15 protein-coding genes are annotated in these 16,828 nt (G+C 74.4%); 11 read left to right on the top strand and 4 right to left on the bottom strand.

The window, feature by feature from the left end; all coding sequences use genetic code 11:
• Positions 1 to 11 precede the first annotated feature (11 nt).
• The 3 genes from OO47_RS05700 (at position 12) to OO47_RS05690 (ending at position 3,109) form a co-directional block, all read left to right on the top strand.
• On the top strand, positions 12 to 1,373 hold the full coding sequence (locus tag OO47_RS05700; protein WP_030206073.1) for an aspartate aminotransferase family protein: 1,362 nt from the start codon (positions 12 to 14) through the stop codon (positions 1,371 to 1,373).
• An 80-nt stretch (positions 1,374 to 1,453) separates the two neighbouring features.
• Positions 1,454 to 2,161, top strand: coding sequence for a GntR family transcriptional regulator (locus OO47_RS05695; protein ID WP_030206071.1), 708 nt, complete (start codon positions 1,454 to 1,456; stop codon positions 2,159 to 2,161).
• A 294-nt stretch (positions 2,162 to 2,455) separates the two neighbouring features.
• Positions 2,456 to 3,109 (top strand): hypothetical protein, encoded by a 654-nt coding sequence (locus OO47_RS05690; RefSeq protein ID WP_030206069.1) that lies wholly within the window; start codon positions 2,456 to 2,458, stop codon positions 3,107 to 3,109.
• Positions 3,110 to 3,142: 33 nt separating this feature from the next.
• On the opposite strand, the gene OO47_RS05685 is transcribed toward OO47_RS05690, so the two are convergent.
• Complete coding sequence (locus OO47_RS05685) at positions 3,143 to 3,898, bottom strand: SLATT domain-containing protein (RefSeq protein ID WP_030206067.1); 756 nt, start codon at positions 3,896 to 3,898, stop codon at positions 3,143 to 3,145.
• A 321-nt stretch (positions 3,899 to 4,219) separates the two neighbouring features.
• On the opposite strand from OO47_RS05685, the gene OO47_RS05680 reads away from it, so the two are divergent.
• The 6 genes from OO47_RS05680 to OO47_RS05655 all read left to right on the top strand — a co-directional run bounded on the left by OO47_RS05680 (position 4,220) and on the right by OO47_RS05655 (position 9,935).
• Entirely contained in the window at positions 4,220 to 4,555 is a 336-nt protein-coding gene (locus OO47_RS05680; RefSeq protein ID WP_078489505.1) for a YbaB/EbfC family nucleoid-associated protein, read from the top strand.
• A gap of 103 nt (positions 4,556 to 4,658) precedes the next feature.
• Entirely contained in the window at positions 4,659 to 5,258 is a 600-nt protein-coding gene (gene recR, locus OO47_RS05675) for a recombination mediator RecR (protein WP_030206063.1), read from the top strand.
• A gap of 130 nt (positions 5,259 to 5,388) precedes the next feature.
• Positions 5,389 to 6,051, top strand: a complete 663-nt coding sequence (locus tag OO47_RS05670) for a DUF5063 domain-containing protein (protein ID WP_030206062.1) — start codon at positions 5,389 to 5,391, stop codon at positions 6,049 to 6,051.
• A gap of 169 nt (positions 6,052 to 6,220) precedes the next feature.
• A complete protein-coding gene (locus tag OO47_RS05665) occupies positions 6,221 to 7,492 on the top strand; it encodes an aspartate kinase (RefSeq protein ID WP_030206060.1) in 1,272 nt (423 codons plus the stop codon).
• Positions 7,493 to 7,851: 359 nt separating this feature from the next.
• The gene (locus tag OO47_RS05660; protein WP_078489492.1) at positions 7,852 to 8,580 is read left to right on the top strand and encodes a SigE family RNA polymerase sigma factor; all 729 of its coding nucleotides are present in this window, start codon (positions 7,852 to 7,854) and stop codon (positions 8,578 to 8,580) included.
• Between the two features lie 242 nt (positions 8,581 to 8,822).
• Positions 8,823 to 9,935 carry a hypothetical protein gene (locus OO47_RS05655; protein WP_234323088.1) on the top strand — a complete coding sequence of 371 codons (1,113 nt, stop codon included), beginning with the start codon at positions 8,823 to 8,825 and terminating at the stop codon, positions 9,933 to 9,935.
• 81 nt (positions 9,936 to 10,016) lie between these two features.
• On the opposite strand, the gene OO47_RS05650 is transcribed toward OO47_RS05655, so the two are convergent.
• Both OO47_RS05650 and OO47_RS05645 read right to left on the bottom strand, forming a co-directional pair.
• Positions 10,017 to 10,757 carry an SURF1 family protein gene (locus OO47_RS05650; RefSeq protein ID WP_030206057.1) on the bottom strand — a complete coding sequence of 247 codons (741 nt, stop codon included), beginning with the start codon at positions 10,755 to 10,757 and terminating at the stop codon, positions 10,017 to 10,019.
• A 255-nt stretch (positions 10,758 to 11,012) separates the two neighbouring features.
• Positions 11,013 to 12,875, bottom strand: coding sequence for a S9 family peptidase (locus OO47_RS05645; RefSeq protein ID WP_051715299.1), 1,863 nt, complete (start codon positions 12,873 to 12,875; stop codon positions 11,013 to 11,015).
• Positions 12,876 to 12,946: 71 nt separating this feature from the next.
• On the opposite strand from OO47_RS05645, the gene OO47_RS05640 reads away from it, so the two are divergent.
• Positions 12,947 to 13,723 (top strand): class I SAM-dependent methyltransferase, encoded by a 777-nt coding sequence (locus tag OO47_RS05640; RefSeq protein WP_030206053.1) that lies wholly within the window; start codon positions 12,947 to 12,949, stop codon positions 13,721 to 13,723.
• 4 nt (positions 13,724 to 13,727) lie between these two features.
• On the opposite strand, the gene OO47_RS05635 is transcribed toward OO47_RS05640, so the two are convergent.
• The gene (locus OO47_RS05635) at positions 13,728 to 14,762 is read right to left on the bottom strand and encodes an Lrp/AsnC family transcriptional regulator (RefSeq protein ID WP_030206050.1); all 1,035 of its coding nucleotides are present in this window, start codon (positions 14,760 to 14,762) and stop codon (positions 13,728 to 13,730) included.
• Between the two features lie 655 nt (positions 14,763 to 15,417).
• On the opposite strand from OO47_RS05635, the gene OO47_RS05630 reads away from it, so the two are divergent.
• Positions 15,418 to 16,761, top strand: a complete 1,344-nt coding sequence (locus OO47_RS05630; RefSeq protein ID WP_234323087.1) for a tetratricopeptide repeat protein — start codon at positions 15,418 to 15,420, stop codon at positions 16,759 to 16,761.
• Positions 16,762 to 16,828: the final 67 nt, after the last annotated feature.

Below are 16,828 nucleotides of genomic sequence, written 5' to 3'. Positions count from 1 at the left end.
CCCTCGGCCGCATGACCCCTCACGCCGCACCCGACCCGCGGGCCGGAGCCGCCGTCAAGGCCGCCGACCGCGCCCACGTGTTCCACTCCTGGTCCGCCCAGGGCCTGATCGACCCGCTCGCCGTCGCCGGCGCCGAGGGTTCGTACTTCTGGGACTACGACGGCAACCGCTACCTCGACTTCACCAGCGGTCTCGTCTACACCAACATCGGCTACCAGCACCCCGAGGTCGTCGCCGCGATCCAGGAGCAGGCCGGGAGGCTCGCCACCTTCGCGCCCGCCTTCGCCGTGGACGTGCGCTCCGAGGCCGCACGCCTCATCGCCGAGCGCACCCCGGGCGACCTGGACAAGATCTTCTTCACCAACGGCGGCGCCGAGGCCGTCGAGAACGCCGTCCGCATGGCCCGGCTGCACACGGGCCGCACCAAGGTGCTCTCCGCCTACCGCTCGTACCACGGCGCCACCTCCACCGCCATCAACCTGACCGGCGACCCGCGCCGCTGGGCCTCCGACACCGGCTCCGCGGGCGTCGTGCGCTTCTGGGCGCCGTTCCTCTACCGCTCGCCCTTCCACGCCACCACCGAGGCGGAGGAGTGCGCGCGGGCCCTCCAGCACCTGGAGGACACGATCGCCTTCGAGGGTCCGGCGACCATCGCCGCGATCATCCTGGAGACCGTGCCCGGCACCGCCGGCATCATGACCCCGCCGCCCGGCTACCTCGCCGGCGTCCGCGAGATCTGCGACAGGTACGGCATCGTCTTCGTCCTGGACGAGGTCATGGCCGGTTTCGGCCGCACCGGAAAGTGGTTCGCCGCCGAGCACTTCGACGTCGTGCCCGACCTGATGACCTTCGCCAAGGGCGTGAACTCCGGCTACGTGCCGCTCGGCGGCGTCGCCATCAGCGCCGAGATCGCCGCCACCTTCGACGAGCGCCCCTACCCCGGCGGCCTGACCTACTCCGGGCACCCGCTGGCCTGCGCCGCCGCCGTCGCCACGATCCGGGTGATGGAGGACGAGAAGGTGGTCGAGCACGCCGCGCACATCGGCGAGACCGTCCTCGGCCCCGGCCTGCGCGAGCTGGCCGAGCGCCACCCGTCGGTCGGCGAGGTCCGCGGCCTCGGCGTCTTCTGGGCCCTCGACCTGGTCAGGAACAGGGAGACGCGCGAACCGCTCGTCCCGTACAACGCGTCCGGCGAGGCCAACGCCCCCATGGCCGCCTTCGCCGCCGCCGCGAAGAAGCACGGCCTGTGGCCCTTCGTGAACATGAACCGCACCCACGCCGTCCCCGCCTGCAACGTCTCCGAGGCGGAGGCCAAGGAGGGCCTGGCGGCCCTGGACGCGGCCCTCTCGGTGGCCGACGAGCACACCGTCTGACCACGGCCCGCACGCGTACCGGAGAGGTTCCCTCCGTCTGGACTAGGGTGTCCGGAACCGGACGGAGGGGACCCACCACCATGCCCGCGAGCGGAGCCGTCACCCGCAGCACCCTCAGTCGGCAGATCGCGGACGCGCTCCGTGACGAGGTGCTCGCGGGCCGTCTCAAGGCCGGGCGGGAGTTCACCGTCAAGCAGATCGCGGAGCAGTACGGCGTCTCGGCCACGCCCGTGCGCGAAGCCCTCGTGGACCTCTGCGCGCAGGGCCTCCTCGACTCCGACCAGCACCGCGGCTTCCGCGTCCACCAGTACTCCGTGGACGACTACCGGCGCATGGTCGAGGCCCGGATGCTCGTCGTGGACGGCATCTTCCGGCGCCGCGCCACCGCCCTCCCGTGCCCGCCCCGGGGCCCCGAGCCCGGCATGGGGGTCGCGCTCGTCTCCTTGCGCCGCCGGGGCGAGGCCGCCGCGCGCGCGGCCCGCGCCGGGGACCTGGACGTCCTCATCGGGTACGACATCCGCTACTGGCACGAGCTGGGGCGCCTGATCGCCGCCAACGACCACCTCGCGGACTTCCTGCACCGGCTCCGCGTCCAGGCCTGGGTCTTCTCCGTCCCCCACCTGCGCTCCGAACGGGACCTCCTGGGGTGGCTGTGGAGCGGGCACGTGGACCTGGTCGACGCGGTCACCCGCGGCGACGCGGAGGCGGCCGTGGCGGTCGTACGGGCCTACAACGCGCACGCGCTGGAGTGGGCGGACCGGCTGGAGGACCTGGAGCGGCGGGCCTGAGCACCGGGGCGGAGCCCGAGCGGCGGGGCGGGGCCCGAGCGGCGGGGCGGGGCCTGAGCGCCGGGGCGGTTCCGGGCGGCGGGGCGGGGCCCGAGCCGGCGGGGCGGTTCCCGGGTGGCGGGACAGGGCCTGAGCCGGCGGGGCGGTTCCCGGGCGGCGGGGTCCGGCCGTCGTCCCGGGCGGGGCCCGGCGGGTTGAGGGGGCGGCTCCGGGGGCAGGTCCTCAGCGGGTGGGCGTCGTCGGACGATCCGACTACCCTGGCCGTCCCTGCAACTGACGGAGAGCGAGCCTCCCTTGGCCTGTGACCTGTGGCTGGTCCCCCTCGTCGACGTGCTGTGCCACAGCCCCGACAACCCCTTCGCCGAAGAGATCGCCGCCTACGACGCCGTCCTCAGCGCCTCGGGCCTGCCGACCGTGCCCGTCTACGCGTACATGCCGGGGCTCTCCGGCGACGTCGCCCCGGTCGCCGGCTTCGACTACGAGGCCCTGCACTTCCTGCGCCGCGCCTACCTGCTCCAGGTGCACGGCCTGCCGGTCGAGCCGGTCGGCGAGCTCGGCGGGGACTACGAACAGCTCCTGGAGATGTTCGAGTCGACCGCCCAGCAGTCGCACCTGGTCTGGCACTACGACCACGCGGGCGCCTACGTCCCGGTCGACTTCCCCGCGCCGCTCGCCAGCGACGAGCTGCTGCAGGGCGGCGGGCCGCTCGGCTCCTCGCACGGCTTGCTGCGCGAGCTCCAGTTCGTGGCGCCCTCGATCGGCATCGACCCGGCGAACCCGCCGGCCGCCCCGCTGCCGCCGGAGCGGCCGACCGCCCTGGAGGAGCCGGCCGTCGGCCCCTCCCCGTACGACCAGGGGCCCTTCGCCCGGGAGCGGCACGTGTGGCTGGGGCTGCACGCGGCGGCGACCCGGAGCCTGGCCCAGGGCTCGATGATCATCCTGAGCTGATCCTCCGGAAGGTCGGCGTCCCCCGGAGGGGCCTCAGCGGGCCTCCGGGGGACGCTGGCGCGGCATGTTCGGGCGGGTCCCCGGCGGCAGCGGGAAACGGCCGCCCGCCGGCGGGGCGCTCTCGGGCCGGGACGGCACCACGCCGACCGACTGGAGCGCCAGCGGCGCCGGGCCCGAGCGGAACTCGACCATCCAGTCGGCGGTCTCCGCCCGTACCAGCTCCGTCACGTCCTCCGAGAAGCGGCGCAGCACGCCGAGACAGCGCTCGGCCGCCTCGCTGGCCGTGCCCTCCGTGGGCCCCAGGACCTCCCGGACGCTCTCCGAGGCCCAGTCGAACTGGAGCGCCTGGAGGCGCCGCTGCACCGCCTGCGCCGTCGCCACGTCCCTTATCCAGCCCGACGTCACCCCGAAGTACCGGTCGCAGGCCATGCAGGCGGCGCCCAGCAGCAGCGACAGGTAGCCCCAGCCGGCCGTGCCCGCCGCGACCCCGGTCAGGTCGAGCAGCGGCAGCGCGGCGCCCGCGATCACCCCGACGGTGGTGCCGATCCGCAGGAGGCGGGCGGCGCGGCGCTTCCAGACCCGGTCGGAGAGGTACCACTCGGCGGTGCGCAGGGCGTTGGCCTCCACCCAGCGGTACAGCTCGTCGAGCCGCTCCGCCGGCTCGCCCCAGTCCCCCAGGGGGAAGGGCCGCCCGGTCAGGTCGCGGCCGCCCGGGTCGCGGCCGCCGGGACCGGGACGGCCGGTCGGTTCGGGACGGACGTCTTCCCCGGGGTGCCCCGGCGGCTGCATCTCCGGCTGCTGGCTCACCGGGGGACTCCTCTGTTCGGCCCAGCGCCTCTGCTCGGCTCGGCGCTCGTGTCGCTCGTGTCCTTCTGTGTCGTGCGGTGCACGTGGTGCCTGCTCTTCCTACCGCCGAATGGAGGGCGGTGGGCCCGGAATCCCGGGATTTCCGCCCACAAGGGGGTGTTGATCAGGTAGAGGAGCCCGCAGTTTCTCACTCGAAAGAGTGATGGAGGCAGGGTGGGCGGGGACCACGTAGGCTCGGCGTACCGAGCCAGACATATCGACCCGTGCACATCGACCCGTGCACATCGACCCTCAGGAGTGACCGTGATTCCCGGTGGCGGCCAGCCCAACATGCAGCAGCTCCTCCAGCAGGCCCAGAAGATGCAGCAGGACCTCGCCCGGGCGCAGCAGGAGCTCGCGGCCACGGAGGTCGACGGACAGGCGGGCGGAGGCCTGGTCAGGGCCACCGTGACCGGCTCCGGCGAGCTGCGCGGCCTGGTGATCGACCCCAAGGCGGTGGACCCGGAGGACACCGAGACCCTGGCCGACCTGATCGTCGCCGCCGTGCAGGCCGCCAACGACAACGCGCAGCAGCTCCAGCAGGCCAAGCTGGGCCCGCTGGCGCAGGGCATGGGCGGCCTGCCGGGCCTCGGCTTCTGAGACCCGTACGCGGGGTCGTCCACGGCACCGCTCCCGTTGGACTTCTAAGGCCCGGCCCCAGCCACTACCGTAAGAATCAAGCACACCCGAGAAGGGCGTTCCGTTGTACGAAGGCGTGGTTCAGGACCTCATCGACGAGCTGGGCAGGCTGCCGGGCGTCGGTCCCAAGAGCGCGCAGCGGATCGCCTTCCACGTCCTCCAGGCCGAGCCGACGGACGTCCGCCGGCTCGCGCACGCCCTCCTGGAGGTCAAGGAGAAGGTCAGGTTCTGCGCGGTCTGCGGCAACGTGGCACAGCAGGAGCAGTGCAACATCTGCCGGGACCCCCGCCGGGACGTGACCGTCATCTGCGTGGTCGAGGAGCCCAAGGACGTCGTGGCGATCGAGCGGACGCGCGAGTTCCGCGGCCGCTACCACGTCCTGGGCGGCGCGATCAGCCCCATCGAGGGCGTCGGCCCGGACGACCTGCGCATCCGCGAGCTGCTGGCGCGGCTCGCGGACGGCACGGTCACCGAGCTGATCCTCGCGACCGACCCGAACCTGGAGGGCGAGGCCACCGCGACGTACCTGGCGCGGATGATCAAGCCCATGGGCCTGCGGGTCACCCGGCTCGCGAGCGGACTCCCGGTCGGCGGCGACCTGGAGTACGCGGACGAGGTGACCCTGGGCCGCGCCTTCGAGGGCAGGAGGCTGCTGGATGTGTGACGACGACCCGGACGTACGGCGACGACGCGGACGTGTGGCCATGATCCGGACGTACGACGACCTGGATGTATGACGACCTGGATGTATGACGACCCAGCCCACGCGTGGGTGCTCCGAGGAAGGCAGTCCCATGTCTGACCCCACCTTGCACTCCGTCACGCAGGACCCCGACGACTTCGCGGTCCAGATCGCCGACTCCATCGAGAGCTTCATCGTCGCGACCACCGAGGTGGCCAAGGGCGACGAGCCGGGCAGCACGGTGCCCTTCCTGCTCCTGGAGGTCTCCCAGCTGCTCCTGGCGGGCGGGCGGCTCGGGGCCCACGAGGACATCGTCCCGGACGAGCGGTACGAGACGGACACGGGTCCGGAGCCGGACGCGGACGACCTGCGCGAGCGGTTCGCCGCCCTCCTGGAGCCGGTCGACGTCTTCTCCGAGGTCTTCGACCCGTACGAGCCCCGCAAGGCCCCGGTCCCGGCCCGGATCTCCGACAACCTGGCCGACATCGTCGCCGACCTCAGCCACGGCCTGGCCCACTACCGGGCGGGCCGGACCACCGAGGCCCTGTGGTGGTGGCAGTTCTCGTACTTCTCCAACTGGGGCCCGACCGCCTCGGCCACCCTCCGCGCCCTCCAGTCCCTCGTCGCCCACGTCCGCCTCGACCAGCCGCTCGCGGCCCTGGACGGCCTCGACACGGACGAGGACCTGGGCGACGACGACCTGGCGGAGGAGGCGGGCCGGGTGATGATCCGGGAGATCGCGGGGCCGCTGGGGCTGCGCTCGCTGAAGTCCTGAGGCCGCGGGGCCGCTCCGCCCCCGACGGGTGACCGGGGGTTTTCGTCCCGGTGATCACGTACTGAGCGGGTCGTCTCAGCATGCGATACCTCGTAGGCGTTTTCGACTCCCTCGTTAGACTGAGCCGATCGCAGCGCCGGCTGCGGCACAGACTGAGCGAGGAGCGCACGTGGGCCTTGTCGTGCAGAAGTACGGAGGCTCCTCCGTTGCCGATGCCGAAGGCATCAAGCGCGTCGCCAAGCGGATCGTGGACGCCAAGAAGAACGGCCACCAGGTGGTCGTCGTGGTTTCCGCGATGGGCGACACGACGGACGAGCTGATCGATCTCGCCGGACAGGTATCCCCGATTCCTTCCGGGCGAGAGTTCGACATGCTGCTGACCGCCGGGGAGCGGATCTCCATGGCCCTGCTGGCCATGGCGATCAAAAACCTGGGCCACGAGGCCCAGTCGTTCACCGGCAGCCAGGCCGGTGTCATCACCGACTCGGTCCACAACAAGGCGCGCATCATCGATGTCACGCCGGGCCGGATCCGCACCGCCCTCGACGAGGGCAACATCGCCATCGTCGCCGGCTTCCAGGGCGTGTCCCAGGACAAGAAGGACATCACCACCCTGGGCCGCGGCGGCTCGGACACCACGGCCGTGGCGCTCGCCGCCGCGCTCGACGCCGAGGTCTGCGAGATCTACACCGACGTCGACGGCGTGTTCACCGCCGACCCGCGCGTGGTGAAGAAGGCGAAGAAGATCGAGTGGATCTCCTTCGAGGACATGCTGGAGCTCGCCGCCTCCGGCTCCAAGGTGCTGCTGCACCGCTGCGTCGAGTACGCGCGCCGTTACAACATCCCGATCCACGTCCGGTCGTCCTTCTCCGGACTCCAGGGCACGTGGGTCAGCAACGAACCGACAGGGGACTCCAAGGTGGAGCAGGCCATCATCTCGGGTGTCGCCCACGACACCTCCGAGGCGAAGATCACCGTCGTCGGCGTGCCGGACAAGCCGGGCGAGGCCGCGGCCATCTTCCGCGCCGTCGCGGACGCCGAGATCAACATCGACATGATCGTCCAGAACGTGTCCGCCGCCTCCACCGGGCTCACGGACATCTCCTTCACCCTCCCCAAGGCCGAGGGCCGCAAGGCCATCGACGCCCTGGAGAAGGCGAAGGGCGCGATCGGTTTCGACTCGCTGCGCTACGACGACCAGATCGGCAAGATCTCCCTGGTCGGCGCCGGCATGAAGACCAACCCGGGCGTCACCGCGGACTTCTTCCGCGCGCTCTCCGACGCGGGCGTGAACATCGAGCTGATCTCGACCTCCGAGATCCGCATCTCGGTCGTCACCCGCGCCGACGACGTCAACGAGGCCGTGCGCGCCGTCCACACCGCCTTCGGCCTGGACAGCGACTCGGACGAGGCCGTGGTCTACGGGGGCACCGGGCGCTGACCCCGCCCGGCCCCCGGTTCCTTTCGCGACTCCCCCCGTACGGCGCCTCCCCCCGGCCGTCCGTCCGGGGGGAGTCGTGTGTCACGGATTTGTGTGATCTGTGAACGACCTGTGAGCAAAAAGGCATCAGATATCCCTTGAACTGCGGCGATGTCCTGGACGACGATGCACTTCCCCCTTGCTGCAACCAGTAGTTGGGCGGGGCGCGTCTCTGCGGGCACCCAAGGGCGCGTGGCGCCGGGCGCGCTGTGAAAGCGGGGCATCGGGGGAGAACGGTTACGCATGAGGACGAACAACCCGCCGTCGAAAAGGGCGGCGAGCGCGTACAACCCTGTCGGGGGTAGGCGTGTCCAACAGGCGTGGCAGAGGTACTCGACATCGCGACCATCGCCCCGCTGCGCGGCGCGGGCACGGCGTTGCTCCCCGTACGGAGCGGCGTCGCCGGCCCCGTCCGCGGACCCGTCGTCGCCCCGTTCCGGCGTCCGCGGGCCCTCGGCGGAATGCCGGTGATCGCCCCCGTGCCCACCGGTTCCCGGTCCCACCGGGTGGACGGCATCCCGTCGCCCCGCACCGGCGACGAGGACGCCCCGGCCGTCGGCACCACCGTCGACCACCTCACCGAGACCTACCGCGCCCACTACCGGTCGCTCCTCGGACTCGCCGCGCTGCTCCTCGACGACACGGCCTCCTGCGAGGACGTGGTCCAGGAGGCGTTCATCCGCGTCCACTCGGCCCGCAAGCGGGTCCGCGAACCGGAGAAGACCCTCGCCTACCTGCGCCAGACCGTCGTGAACCTCTCCCGGTCCACGCTGCGCCGCCGCATCCTCGGCCTCAAGCTGCTCACGAAGCCGATGCCGGACATGGCCAGCGCGGAGGAGGGGGCGTACGACCGCCTGGAGCGCGACGACCTGATCAAGGCGATGCGGGGGCTCCAGCGGCGCCAGCGCGAGGTCCTCGTCCTGCGGTACTTCGCGGACATGACCGAGGTCCAGGTCGCCGAGACGCTGGGGATATCCCTGGGCTCGGTGAAGGCCTACGGCTCGCGGGGCATCGCGGCGCTGCGCGTCGCGATGGGGGCGGCGTCGTGAGCGGGACGCCCGGAGAGCGGGGCAGGACTCCCGAGGAGGGGACCGCCCCGGAGGACGGCGTGGCGCCGGAGGGCCGCGACCGGGGTCCCGGGGCCGCCGAGGGCCCCGGGGCGGGAGCCGGGGACCACACCGAGGACCACGGGGAGCCCGAGGAACGCGGGACGGGCGCCGGGGGCCGTAAGGTCACCGGGGGCTCCGGAGCCCGTGCCCGAGACGAACGTGACGATCTGAGTGGACAGCGCATGGTGAACACCGAGCCCGGTGCCGGCGAGGACGGCGGCGACGGCGGGAACGAGGAACTGGCGCTGCGGCGGATGCTCCACGGTGCCGTGGACGGCCTCGAACCCTCCCTCGGGTCGCTGGAGCACCTGCGCCGCGCCGTGCCCGCCCGCCGCGCCCGCAAGCGGCAGGCCGTCGTGGGCGCCGCGGCCGCCGCGGTCCTCATCGGAACGGCCGTGCCCGCCTTCGTGCACGTCGCCTCCTCGGAGGGGACCACCACCGCCAGCCCCGTCAACGCCGGGCACGGCGAGGAGGCCCAGGGCGGCACCGGCACCGAGACCGGCGTCGAGGGCGGCCGGAGCGCCCAGACCCCCGCGAGCAGCGCCTCCCCGAGCCCGACCGGCGGGGAGGGCGCCGCCGACGGCTCCTCCGGCAAGCCGGAGGCCGACGCCGGGGCGCCCGGCGAGGCCTCCGGGAACGCGCAGGAGATCGCCCCCGGGACCGACCGCTGCGCCTCCGGCCAGCTCGGCGCCGGCGGCGCGCAGGCCGGCGGACCCGACGCCGAGGGCAGGGTGTACGGCAGCTTCCGCGTCGTCAACGTCTCCGGCACCCCCTGTGTCGTGGACGGCGCCGGGACCGTCGGCTTCGAGGCCCGGGGGGCGGCCGACCCCGGGCGCATCACGGTGGTCCGGCACGCCTCCGGCGGCGCGGGCGGCGCACTGCCCGGCGCCGCGCGGGAGGCCTCCCGGCTCCTCCTGGAGCCGAAGGGCTCCTACGAGGTGAAGTTCGTCTGGGTGCCGAGCGAGACCTGTCCGACGACCGGGACCACCCCCACCCCGACGCCGACCACCCCCGTGGACCCGCCGACCACACCGCCCCCGACGCCCGCCCCGACCGAGCCCACCGGCAACCCCGAGCCCAGCGGGGGCACGGGCCCCGGCGGCTCTGGCGGCAGCCCGGAGCCGGGCCCGGCCGACGGCGGCCCGGCGGCCCAGCTCGTCCTGACGGACGGCCCGGCGGACGGCAGCGTCGTCGTCAGCCACACCGCGGAGCCCGGCGGCCCCTCCCAGTCGGCTGTCGTCCCCGACGCCTGCTCCGGCACGGTCTACCGCACGGGGCTCCTGGGCACGTCCTGAGGGGCGGGGCCAGGCCTTTCGAGGCCGGGGCGCCGGGGCCGCCCGGGACCTCGGGACCTCGGAACCTCGGGACTTCGGGACCTACAGTCCCAGCGCCGCGTCCCGGGACGCCTCCGCCTCGCGGCGGACGAGCCGGAACCACATGAAGAGCACGAAGCCGGCGAAGACGAACCACTCCGCCGTGTAGCCGAGGTTCTGGAACGCCTTCGCGTCCAGACCCGTACCCGCCGCGGCCGCCGCCGGGACCGGCGTGAGACCGGCGGGGGAGTCCGCGAGGGTGATCCAGGCGTCGTAGACGTCGTCCGTCACCACGTTCACCAGGGACGCCGCGCTGATCATGCCGAGCTGCCCCTCGGGCAGCCCGCCCGCCGCGTTCACGCCCTTCGAACCCTGGTTCTCCGAGGCCTGGAGCGCGCCCACCACCGTGACCTCGCCGGACGGCGGGGCGGGCGCCCGCCCGCCCTCCGGGAGCCAGCCCCGGACCACCGGCAGGGACCGGCCGCCGTCCGTCCGCAGCAGCGTCAGGACGTACGACCCGGCCCGGCCGTCCAGCTCGCGGCCCGGCACGAGGAACTGGTCCCCGAACCGGCCGCGCGCCTCGGCCGCGCGGCCCGAGGTCTCCTTGTCCACCGGGAGCAGCGACTCCAGCGGCTCGGCCTTCGCCGCGCTCGCGGCGGGCCGCTCCTCCGCCTCCTGGTGGGAGTCGACGCGGTCCTCGAACTTGCCCAGCTGCCAGGTCCCCATGAAGACGCAGAACGGGATCGCGAGGAGGACGAAGAGGTTGATCCCCCACCAGCGGGGAGTGTTCAGGAACCGGTACACGCCCCCCACGGTACGCAAGTCCGCTCGACTCCCCGTCGCCCGGGTGCCCGACCGGGCCCGACCGGCGGGCCGAGGCCGGGACCCGAGCGGCGGACCGAGGTCGGGACCCGGTCGGCGGACCGAGGCCGGGACCCGATCGGGGCAGGCCAAGGCCGGGACCCGAGCGGGGGGCAAGGCCGGGACCCGATCAGGGGGCCGAGGCCGGGACCCGGTCGGCGGGTCGGGGCCGGCACCCGAGCGGGCCCGTCCGGCGGGTCAGGGCCGGGGGCCCGACTCGACCGGCCGGGTCCCCAGGTGCTTCGCGGCGAACGCCAGATCCAGGGCGACCTGCCTGATCCGCTCCTCCACCACCAGGGAGCCGTGCCCCGCGTCGTACCGGTACACCTCGTGGACCGCGCCCCGGGCCGCCAGCCGGTCGACGTAGTTGTCGATCTGGCGGATCGGGCAGCGCGGGTCGTTCACCCCGGCCGAGATGTGCACCGGCGCCTTCACCGCGTCCACGTACGTCAGCGGCGACGAGGCCGCGTACCGCTCGGGCACCTCCTCCGGCGAACCGCCCAGGAGCGTCCGGTCCAGCGCCTTCAGGGCCTCCATCTCGTCCTCGTACGCCGTCACGTAGTCCGCGACCGGCACCGCCGCGAGCCCGACCGCCCAGGCGTCCGGCTGCGTGCCCAGGCCGAGGAGCGTCAGGTAGCCGCCCCACGAGCCGCCGGACAGGACCAGCCGCTCCGGGTCCGCGAGCCCGCTCGCCACCGCCCACTCCCGGACCGCCCCGATGTCCTCCAGCTCGATCAGGCCGACCCGGTGCTTCAGCGCGTCCGTCCACTCCCGGCCGTACCCCGTCGAGCCCCGGTAGTTGACCCGCACCACCGCGTACCCGTGGTCCAGCCAGGCCGCCGGGCCCGACGCGAAGGCGTCGCTGTCGTGCCAGGCCGGACCGCCGTGCACCTCGAAGACCGTCGGGAACGGGCCCTCGCCCTCCGCCGGGCGCTGCACGAGCGCGTGGACCCTGCCGCCGGGCCCCTCCACCCACACGTCCTCCACCGGCAGCGACGGCGGCGCCTTCGGGCCCGGCGGGTCCAGGACGACCCCGCCGTCCGTGGAGCGCACCACCGGCGGCTCGGCGGCCGAGGACCACAGGTACTCCACGGAGCCGTCCGGCCGGGCCGTCGCGCTCGACACCGAGCCGGCCGGGGTCTCCACCCGCACCAGGGCGCCGGTGGCGATCTCGTACCGCCACAGCTCGCTGCGGGCCTCGTAGCCGTGCACGATCAGCAGGCCCGAGCCGTCCGGGTACCACTCCGCCGACACGTCGCCCGGCAGGTCGAGCCGCAGATCGGTCTCGGCGCCCGTCGCCACGTCCCACAGCATCGGCTCCCAGCGCCCGCGCCGCTGGTGGCCGACGAGCAGCCGGGTGTCCCCGGCGGCCGGGGCGAAGCCGAGGACGGTGAGGCCCAGCTCCTCCGTGCCGCCCTTGGTGTCGTCGAGCTCCGCGACCGCGCTCCCGTCCGAGGCGCGAAGGACCCGCAGCGCCGAGTGCATCGCGTCCCCGTGCTCGGTGTGCTCGACCGCGATCAGCGAGCCGTCGTACGACAGGTCCCCGACCCCGGCCGACTCCCGGTGCCGGTAGACCTCCACCGGGGCGCCGCCCCCGGGCCGTACGAGATGGACCGTCGAGCCCTCCTCGTCCGTGGAGCGGCCCACCACGACCGTGCCCTCCCGGCCGATCGCGAGCCCCGCCGGGTAGGAGGGAGCCAGGCCCGGCACGGCCGACTCGTCCGCGCCGCCCGCGAACGGCTGCCGCATCCACACCCCGAACTCGTCCCCGTCGGTGTCCGCGAACCACCAGACCCACGCGCCGTCCGGGGACAGCGTCCCGTCCGTCGTCCCGTTCGGCCGGTTCGTGACCTGCCGCTGCTCCCCGGTCGCCCGGTCCCACGCGTACAGCTCGTACGTCCCCGTCGCGTTGGACACGAACAGCGAGCGGTCCGGTGCCTCCTCGGCCCACTCCGGCAGGGAGACGCGGGGCGCGCGGAAGCGCTGCTCCCAGACGGGCGCGCCGGGGCTCGCGTGGCTCTCGGGGGTCCTGTGGCTCTCGGGCTTCTCGCTCTCAGTCATGGCACCCATCATGCTCCGGCCGAAGGACATTCGGGTCGCGTGCTCCGCAGCCTGTGGATAACCTCGCCGACATGCACTCTCCGACCCCCGAGGAGCGGCGCGGGGCCGGCCGCGCGGACGAGGACGCCCTGCGGGACTTCGAGGTCGCGGAGGTCGGGGACGTCACCGGGCGGACCCTGCTCCACCTCCCGTGCGGCACCGGCCTGGGCGCCCTCTCCTGGGCCCGCCGGGGCGCCGCCCACGTCGTCGGCCTGGACCCCTCCGAGCAGGCGGTCGAGACCGCCCGCGCGCTCGCCGCCGACCTGGGTCTCACCCAGGACCGGGCCGCCTTCGTCGCCGCCTGCGTGTACGACGCGGCCGAGGCCGTCCCCGACCGCGCGTACGACATCGTCCACACCGGCGGCGGGGCGCTGCGCCGGCTGCCCGACGTCGAGCGCTGGGCGGAGACCGCCGCCGCGCTCGTCGCCCCCGGCGGCTTCCTCTACCTGGCCGAGCCCCATCCGCTGGCCGACGCGCTCGACCACGAGACCGGCAGCCGGGTCGTGCACGACTACTTCGTCCGCGACCCGTGGCCGGACGCCGGGCCGGACACCGGGCCGGACGCGGACCCCGACTCCGACCCCGACTCCGATCCCGACTCCGGAGGTGAACGGGCGCATCCGGTCGGCGAGGTCGTCACGGCGCTCGTGCGGGCGGGCCTCCGGATCGACTTCCTGCACGAGCACGACGCCGCGCTCCTGCCCCGCTACGGCGTCCTCCGGCGGCACGAGGACGGCTGCTACCGCTTCCCGGCGGGCCGCCCCCGCGTCCCGCTGACGTACTCGGTGAAGGCGTCCCGCCCGGCCTGAACCCTCAGGCCCCCTGCTCCGGGCGCACGTGGTGCGTCCGGCGTCCGTCCGGGCCGAGCACCTGCGCCCCGATCTTGTGCGTGCGCAGCGACAGCGAGGTGCCGGTGATCCGCAGCGCCGGCGCGGCCCGTACGAGCACCGCCGTCACCTCGTGCAGCTCGTCGACGGTACGGAGCCACATCGCGAGCGCCAGGTTGTACGGCCCGGTGACCGAGGTGACCAGCCGGGTCTGGCGCAGCCGGCCGAGCGCGGCGACCGACTCCGACACCTCGACGGGCGGGATGTCCGCCGTGACCAGCGCCCACACCGGGCGCCCGGAGAAGCGCGGCGCGGGCAGGCAGTGGTGGTGGAACGCGCCGGTCGCCGCCAGGACGTCCAGCCTGCGCCGCACCGTCGACTCGCTCGTGCCGCACTGCCGGGCGAGCTCGGCGGCGCTGCGGCGCGCGTCCCCCGCCAGCTCCGCGACGATCCGCCGGTCCAGGTCGGTGACGTACGGGTACGCGCGCGCGTGGGTCCGGTTCCGCCGCTCCCCGCCCGTCAGCTCCGTGAGGAGCTGGACCTGCCCGGGGGTGAGCTGGTCGATCCGCGACCGGTACGGGCGGTTGTGCAGCCGCGTGACGACCTGTGCGCGGCACCTGAGCACCCCGGGCAGGCGCCGCACCCGGTCGGCGAGGTAGGCGTCGAGGGCGTAGAGGTCCGGGGAGGCGACGAGCAGCACCAGGTCGGCGTCGCCGGTCACCTGGTGGACGCCGAGGGTGCAGGGGTCCTCCGAGAGGTCGCCCGCGGTGGTCTCGATGGCCCCGGCGGCGCACTCCAGCTCCACCCACGCGTACAGGGTGGACTCCTTGCCGTGCCGGGCGGCGAGCAGGGAACTCCAGGCGTAGCCCTTGCCGTTGAGGTGCTCCCAGCGCCGGGCGAGGGTGTCGGGGCTCGTCTCCAGGACGGCCGAGAGCTGGGTCCAGGTGGCGCGCGGAGCCATCTGCAGTGCGTGGATCAGTGCCAGATCCGCCTCTCCCAGGACGGATTCCCCGGTATCCATGTGCCTCCTTGGCCGATCCCCGGCAAACCCCGCCTCCGGGTTCCGAGGCGCCCCAGGATGTGCACCTGGGCACGTGCATTCAATCCCGTGGCGGTGGCCTTCGCCATGACGTCGGGCACAACGCGCGAACACGGCGCGCGGGCACGGCCCGTGGGCACGACGACCCGGAGCCCCGTCCACGCGCGCGTAGGCGGGGTGGAACGGGGAGCAGCGGAAATGAACAGGGAATGAGCAGGGAAGGGTGGGGATGACGGGGCATCTGCGGGGGAACGGACGCCTGACCGGACGTCCGGCCGGAGGGCCGGCCGGAGAACCGGACACCGGCCCGACCGGACGCGTCCGGCGCATCGGACGTATCGGGGACACCGGACACGTCGGGGACGCGGGGGGCGCCGGGTGCGCCGGAAGTGCCGGGGACATCAGGGGAGTCGTGAGCATCGGGGGCACCGGAAGCGCCCGGGGTGCCCGGGGTGCCGAGGGGGCCGGTCCCGCCGGGGACGCCTGGGGTGTCGAAGGGACCGGTCCCGCCGGGGACGCCTGGAGTGTCGAAGGGACCGGTCCCGCCGGGGGCGCCCGGGGCGGAGGGGCCCGGGGCCGGGACACCGGCGGCGTCGGAGCCGGCCGTCCGGAGACCGAGCTGCTGTGGGGCGAACCGGTGACCGCGGGTCAGCTCGCCGCCGCCGAGGGCGGGTACGCCCGCTGCGGACCGGAGGAACGGCTCCTGTGGGAGCGGCTGTCCGTCTTCGAGGGCGCCTTCTGCCGGGACGCGGTCCGCGAGGTCTGCGCCTCCGGCACGCTCCCCTCGAACCGCGTCCGGGCGGTCCTCGACCGGCTCGCCCCCCTCGCGCTCCTGCCCGTGGACGACCTGTTCGACGGCGAGGAGGACACGCCCCGCTACTGGATGCCGCTCCCCATGCGCGCGGTGGGCGCCCGCAGGCTCACCGAGCGCGGCGACCGCCGGGCCGTGGTCCTGCACCACCGCAGGTGGTGCGCCCGGCTCGCCCGGCGAGCCGCCGACCGGTGGCAGAGCGGCCGGCAGCTCGACGCCCGGGACCTCGCCCTGCGGGAACTCCCGGACCTGGCCGCCGCCATGGACCCCACGACCGCGCCGCTGTCCCCGAGCGCCGAGGCCGGCACGAGCGTCGAGATCGCGGTCTCCCTGTGGTTCCTGTGGGTGGTCTGCGGGCGGGCCGCCGAGGGCCGGACCCGGCTGCGGCACGCCCTCGCCCTGCACCCCGGGCCGCCGCCCGCCCGCGCCCTGTGGCTCGCCGCCCATCTGGAACTGGAGGCTGGCCGCCCCGAGGACGCCGACCCGCTCCTCGTCCGGGCCTGGGCGGCGGCCGTACGGGACGGCGACGACCGCTGTCTGGGCCTGCTCGCCCAGCTGCGCGGCTCCACCGCCCTGTACCAGGGGCGCACGCGCGCGGCGGCGGCCGAGTTCCGGGAGGCGCTGGCCCTGACGGAGGAGCCCCCGGACTTCGGCCCCGGCCGCGAGACGGCCTGGGCCGGGCTCGCCCTCGCCCTCGCCCGCACCGACCCGGAGGCGGCGCAGGAGGCCCTGGACCGGCTGCCGCTCGAACGGGCCGGGCGGTGGGCCTGGGCGGGGCGCGACCTGTGGGCGGACGCCTGGGCGCACCACGCGCGTGCCGAGCTGCTCGCCTGGGACGGTGAGCGGGGGAGAGCCGTCGACCACGCCCGGAGGGCGCTCCGCGGCCATCTGACGCTCGGCTCGGCGGCGGGCGCGTCCTGCGCGGCCGAACTCCTCGCGGAGCTGCGGATCGCGACCGGGCGGCCCGTGGCCGCCGCCCACCTCCTGGGCGCCGTGGACGTGCTGCGGACCTCCGTCTTCGGCGACGCGTACCGCCCGGCGGCCTCCACCGCGACGGCGCGGAAGCGCAGCGAGCGGGCCCTGCGCGAGGCGCTCGGCGGGGAGCGGCTGCGCCGGGCGCACGAAGAGGGCGCGCGCCTGGGACTGTTCACCCTCTCCGAGGAGCCGTAGAGGAGCCGTAGAGGAGGGCCTTGGAGGAGCGCTGGAGTCCCCTGGAGGAGCCCCAGCGGCCCCCGGA

Origin of the sequence: Streptomyces bikiniensis, from assembly GCF_000716625.1 — a bacterium.
Taxonomy (GTDB): Bacteria; Actinomycetota; Actinomycetes; order Streptomycetales; family Streptomycetaceae; genus Streptomyces; species Streptomyces bikiniensis.
Note: the sequence above shows the minus strand (reverse complement) of the source record. Positions and strands in the feature narration are given on the sequence as shown.

Coding starts and splice junctions, on each gene's coding strand:
- OO47_RS05695 (WP_030206071.1), top strand. CDS start 1,454: ATGCCCGCGAGCGGAGCCGTCACCCGCAGCACCCTCAGTCGGCAGATC.
- OO47_RS05635 (WP_030206050.1), bottom strand. CDS start 14,762: ATGGATACCGGGGAATCCGTCCTGGGAGAGGCGGATCTGGCACTGATC.
- OO47_RS05640 (WP_030206053.1), top strand. CDS start 12,947: ATGCACTCTCCGACCCCCGAGGAGCGGCGCGGGGCCGGCCGCGCGGAC.
- OO47_RS05685 (WP_030206067.1), bottom strand. CDS start 3,898: ATGCAGCCGCCGGGGCACCCCGGGGAAGACGTCCGTCCCGAACCGACC.
- OO47_RS05645 (WP_051715299.1), bottom strand. CDS start 12,875: ATGACTGAGAGCGAGAAGCCCGAGAGCCACAGGACCCCCGAGAGCCAC.
- OO47_RS05670 (WP_030206062.1), top strand. CDS start 5,389: ATGTCTGACCCCACCTTGCACTCCGTCACGCAGGACCCCGACGACTTC.
- OO47_RS05700 (WP_030206073.1), top strand. CDS start 12: ATGACCCCTCACGCCGCACCCGACCCGCGGGCCGGAGCCGCCGTCAAG.
- OO47_RS05655 (WP_234323088.1), top strand. CDS start 8,823: ATGGTGAACACCGAGCCCGGTGCCGGCGAGGACGGCGGCGACGGCGGG.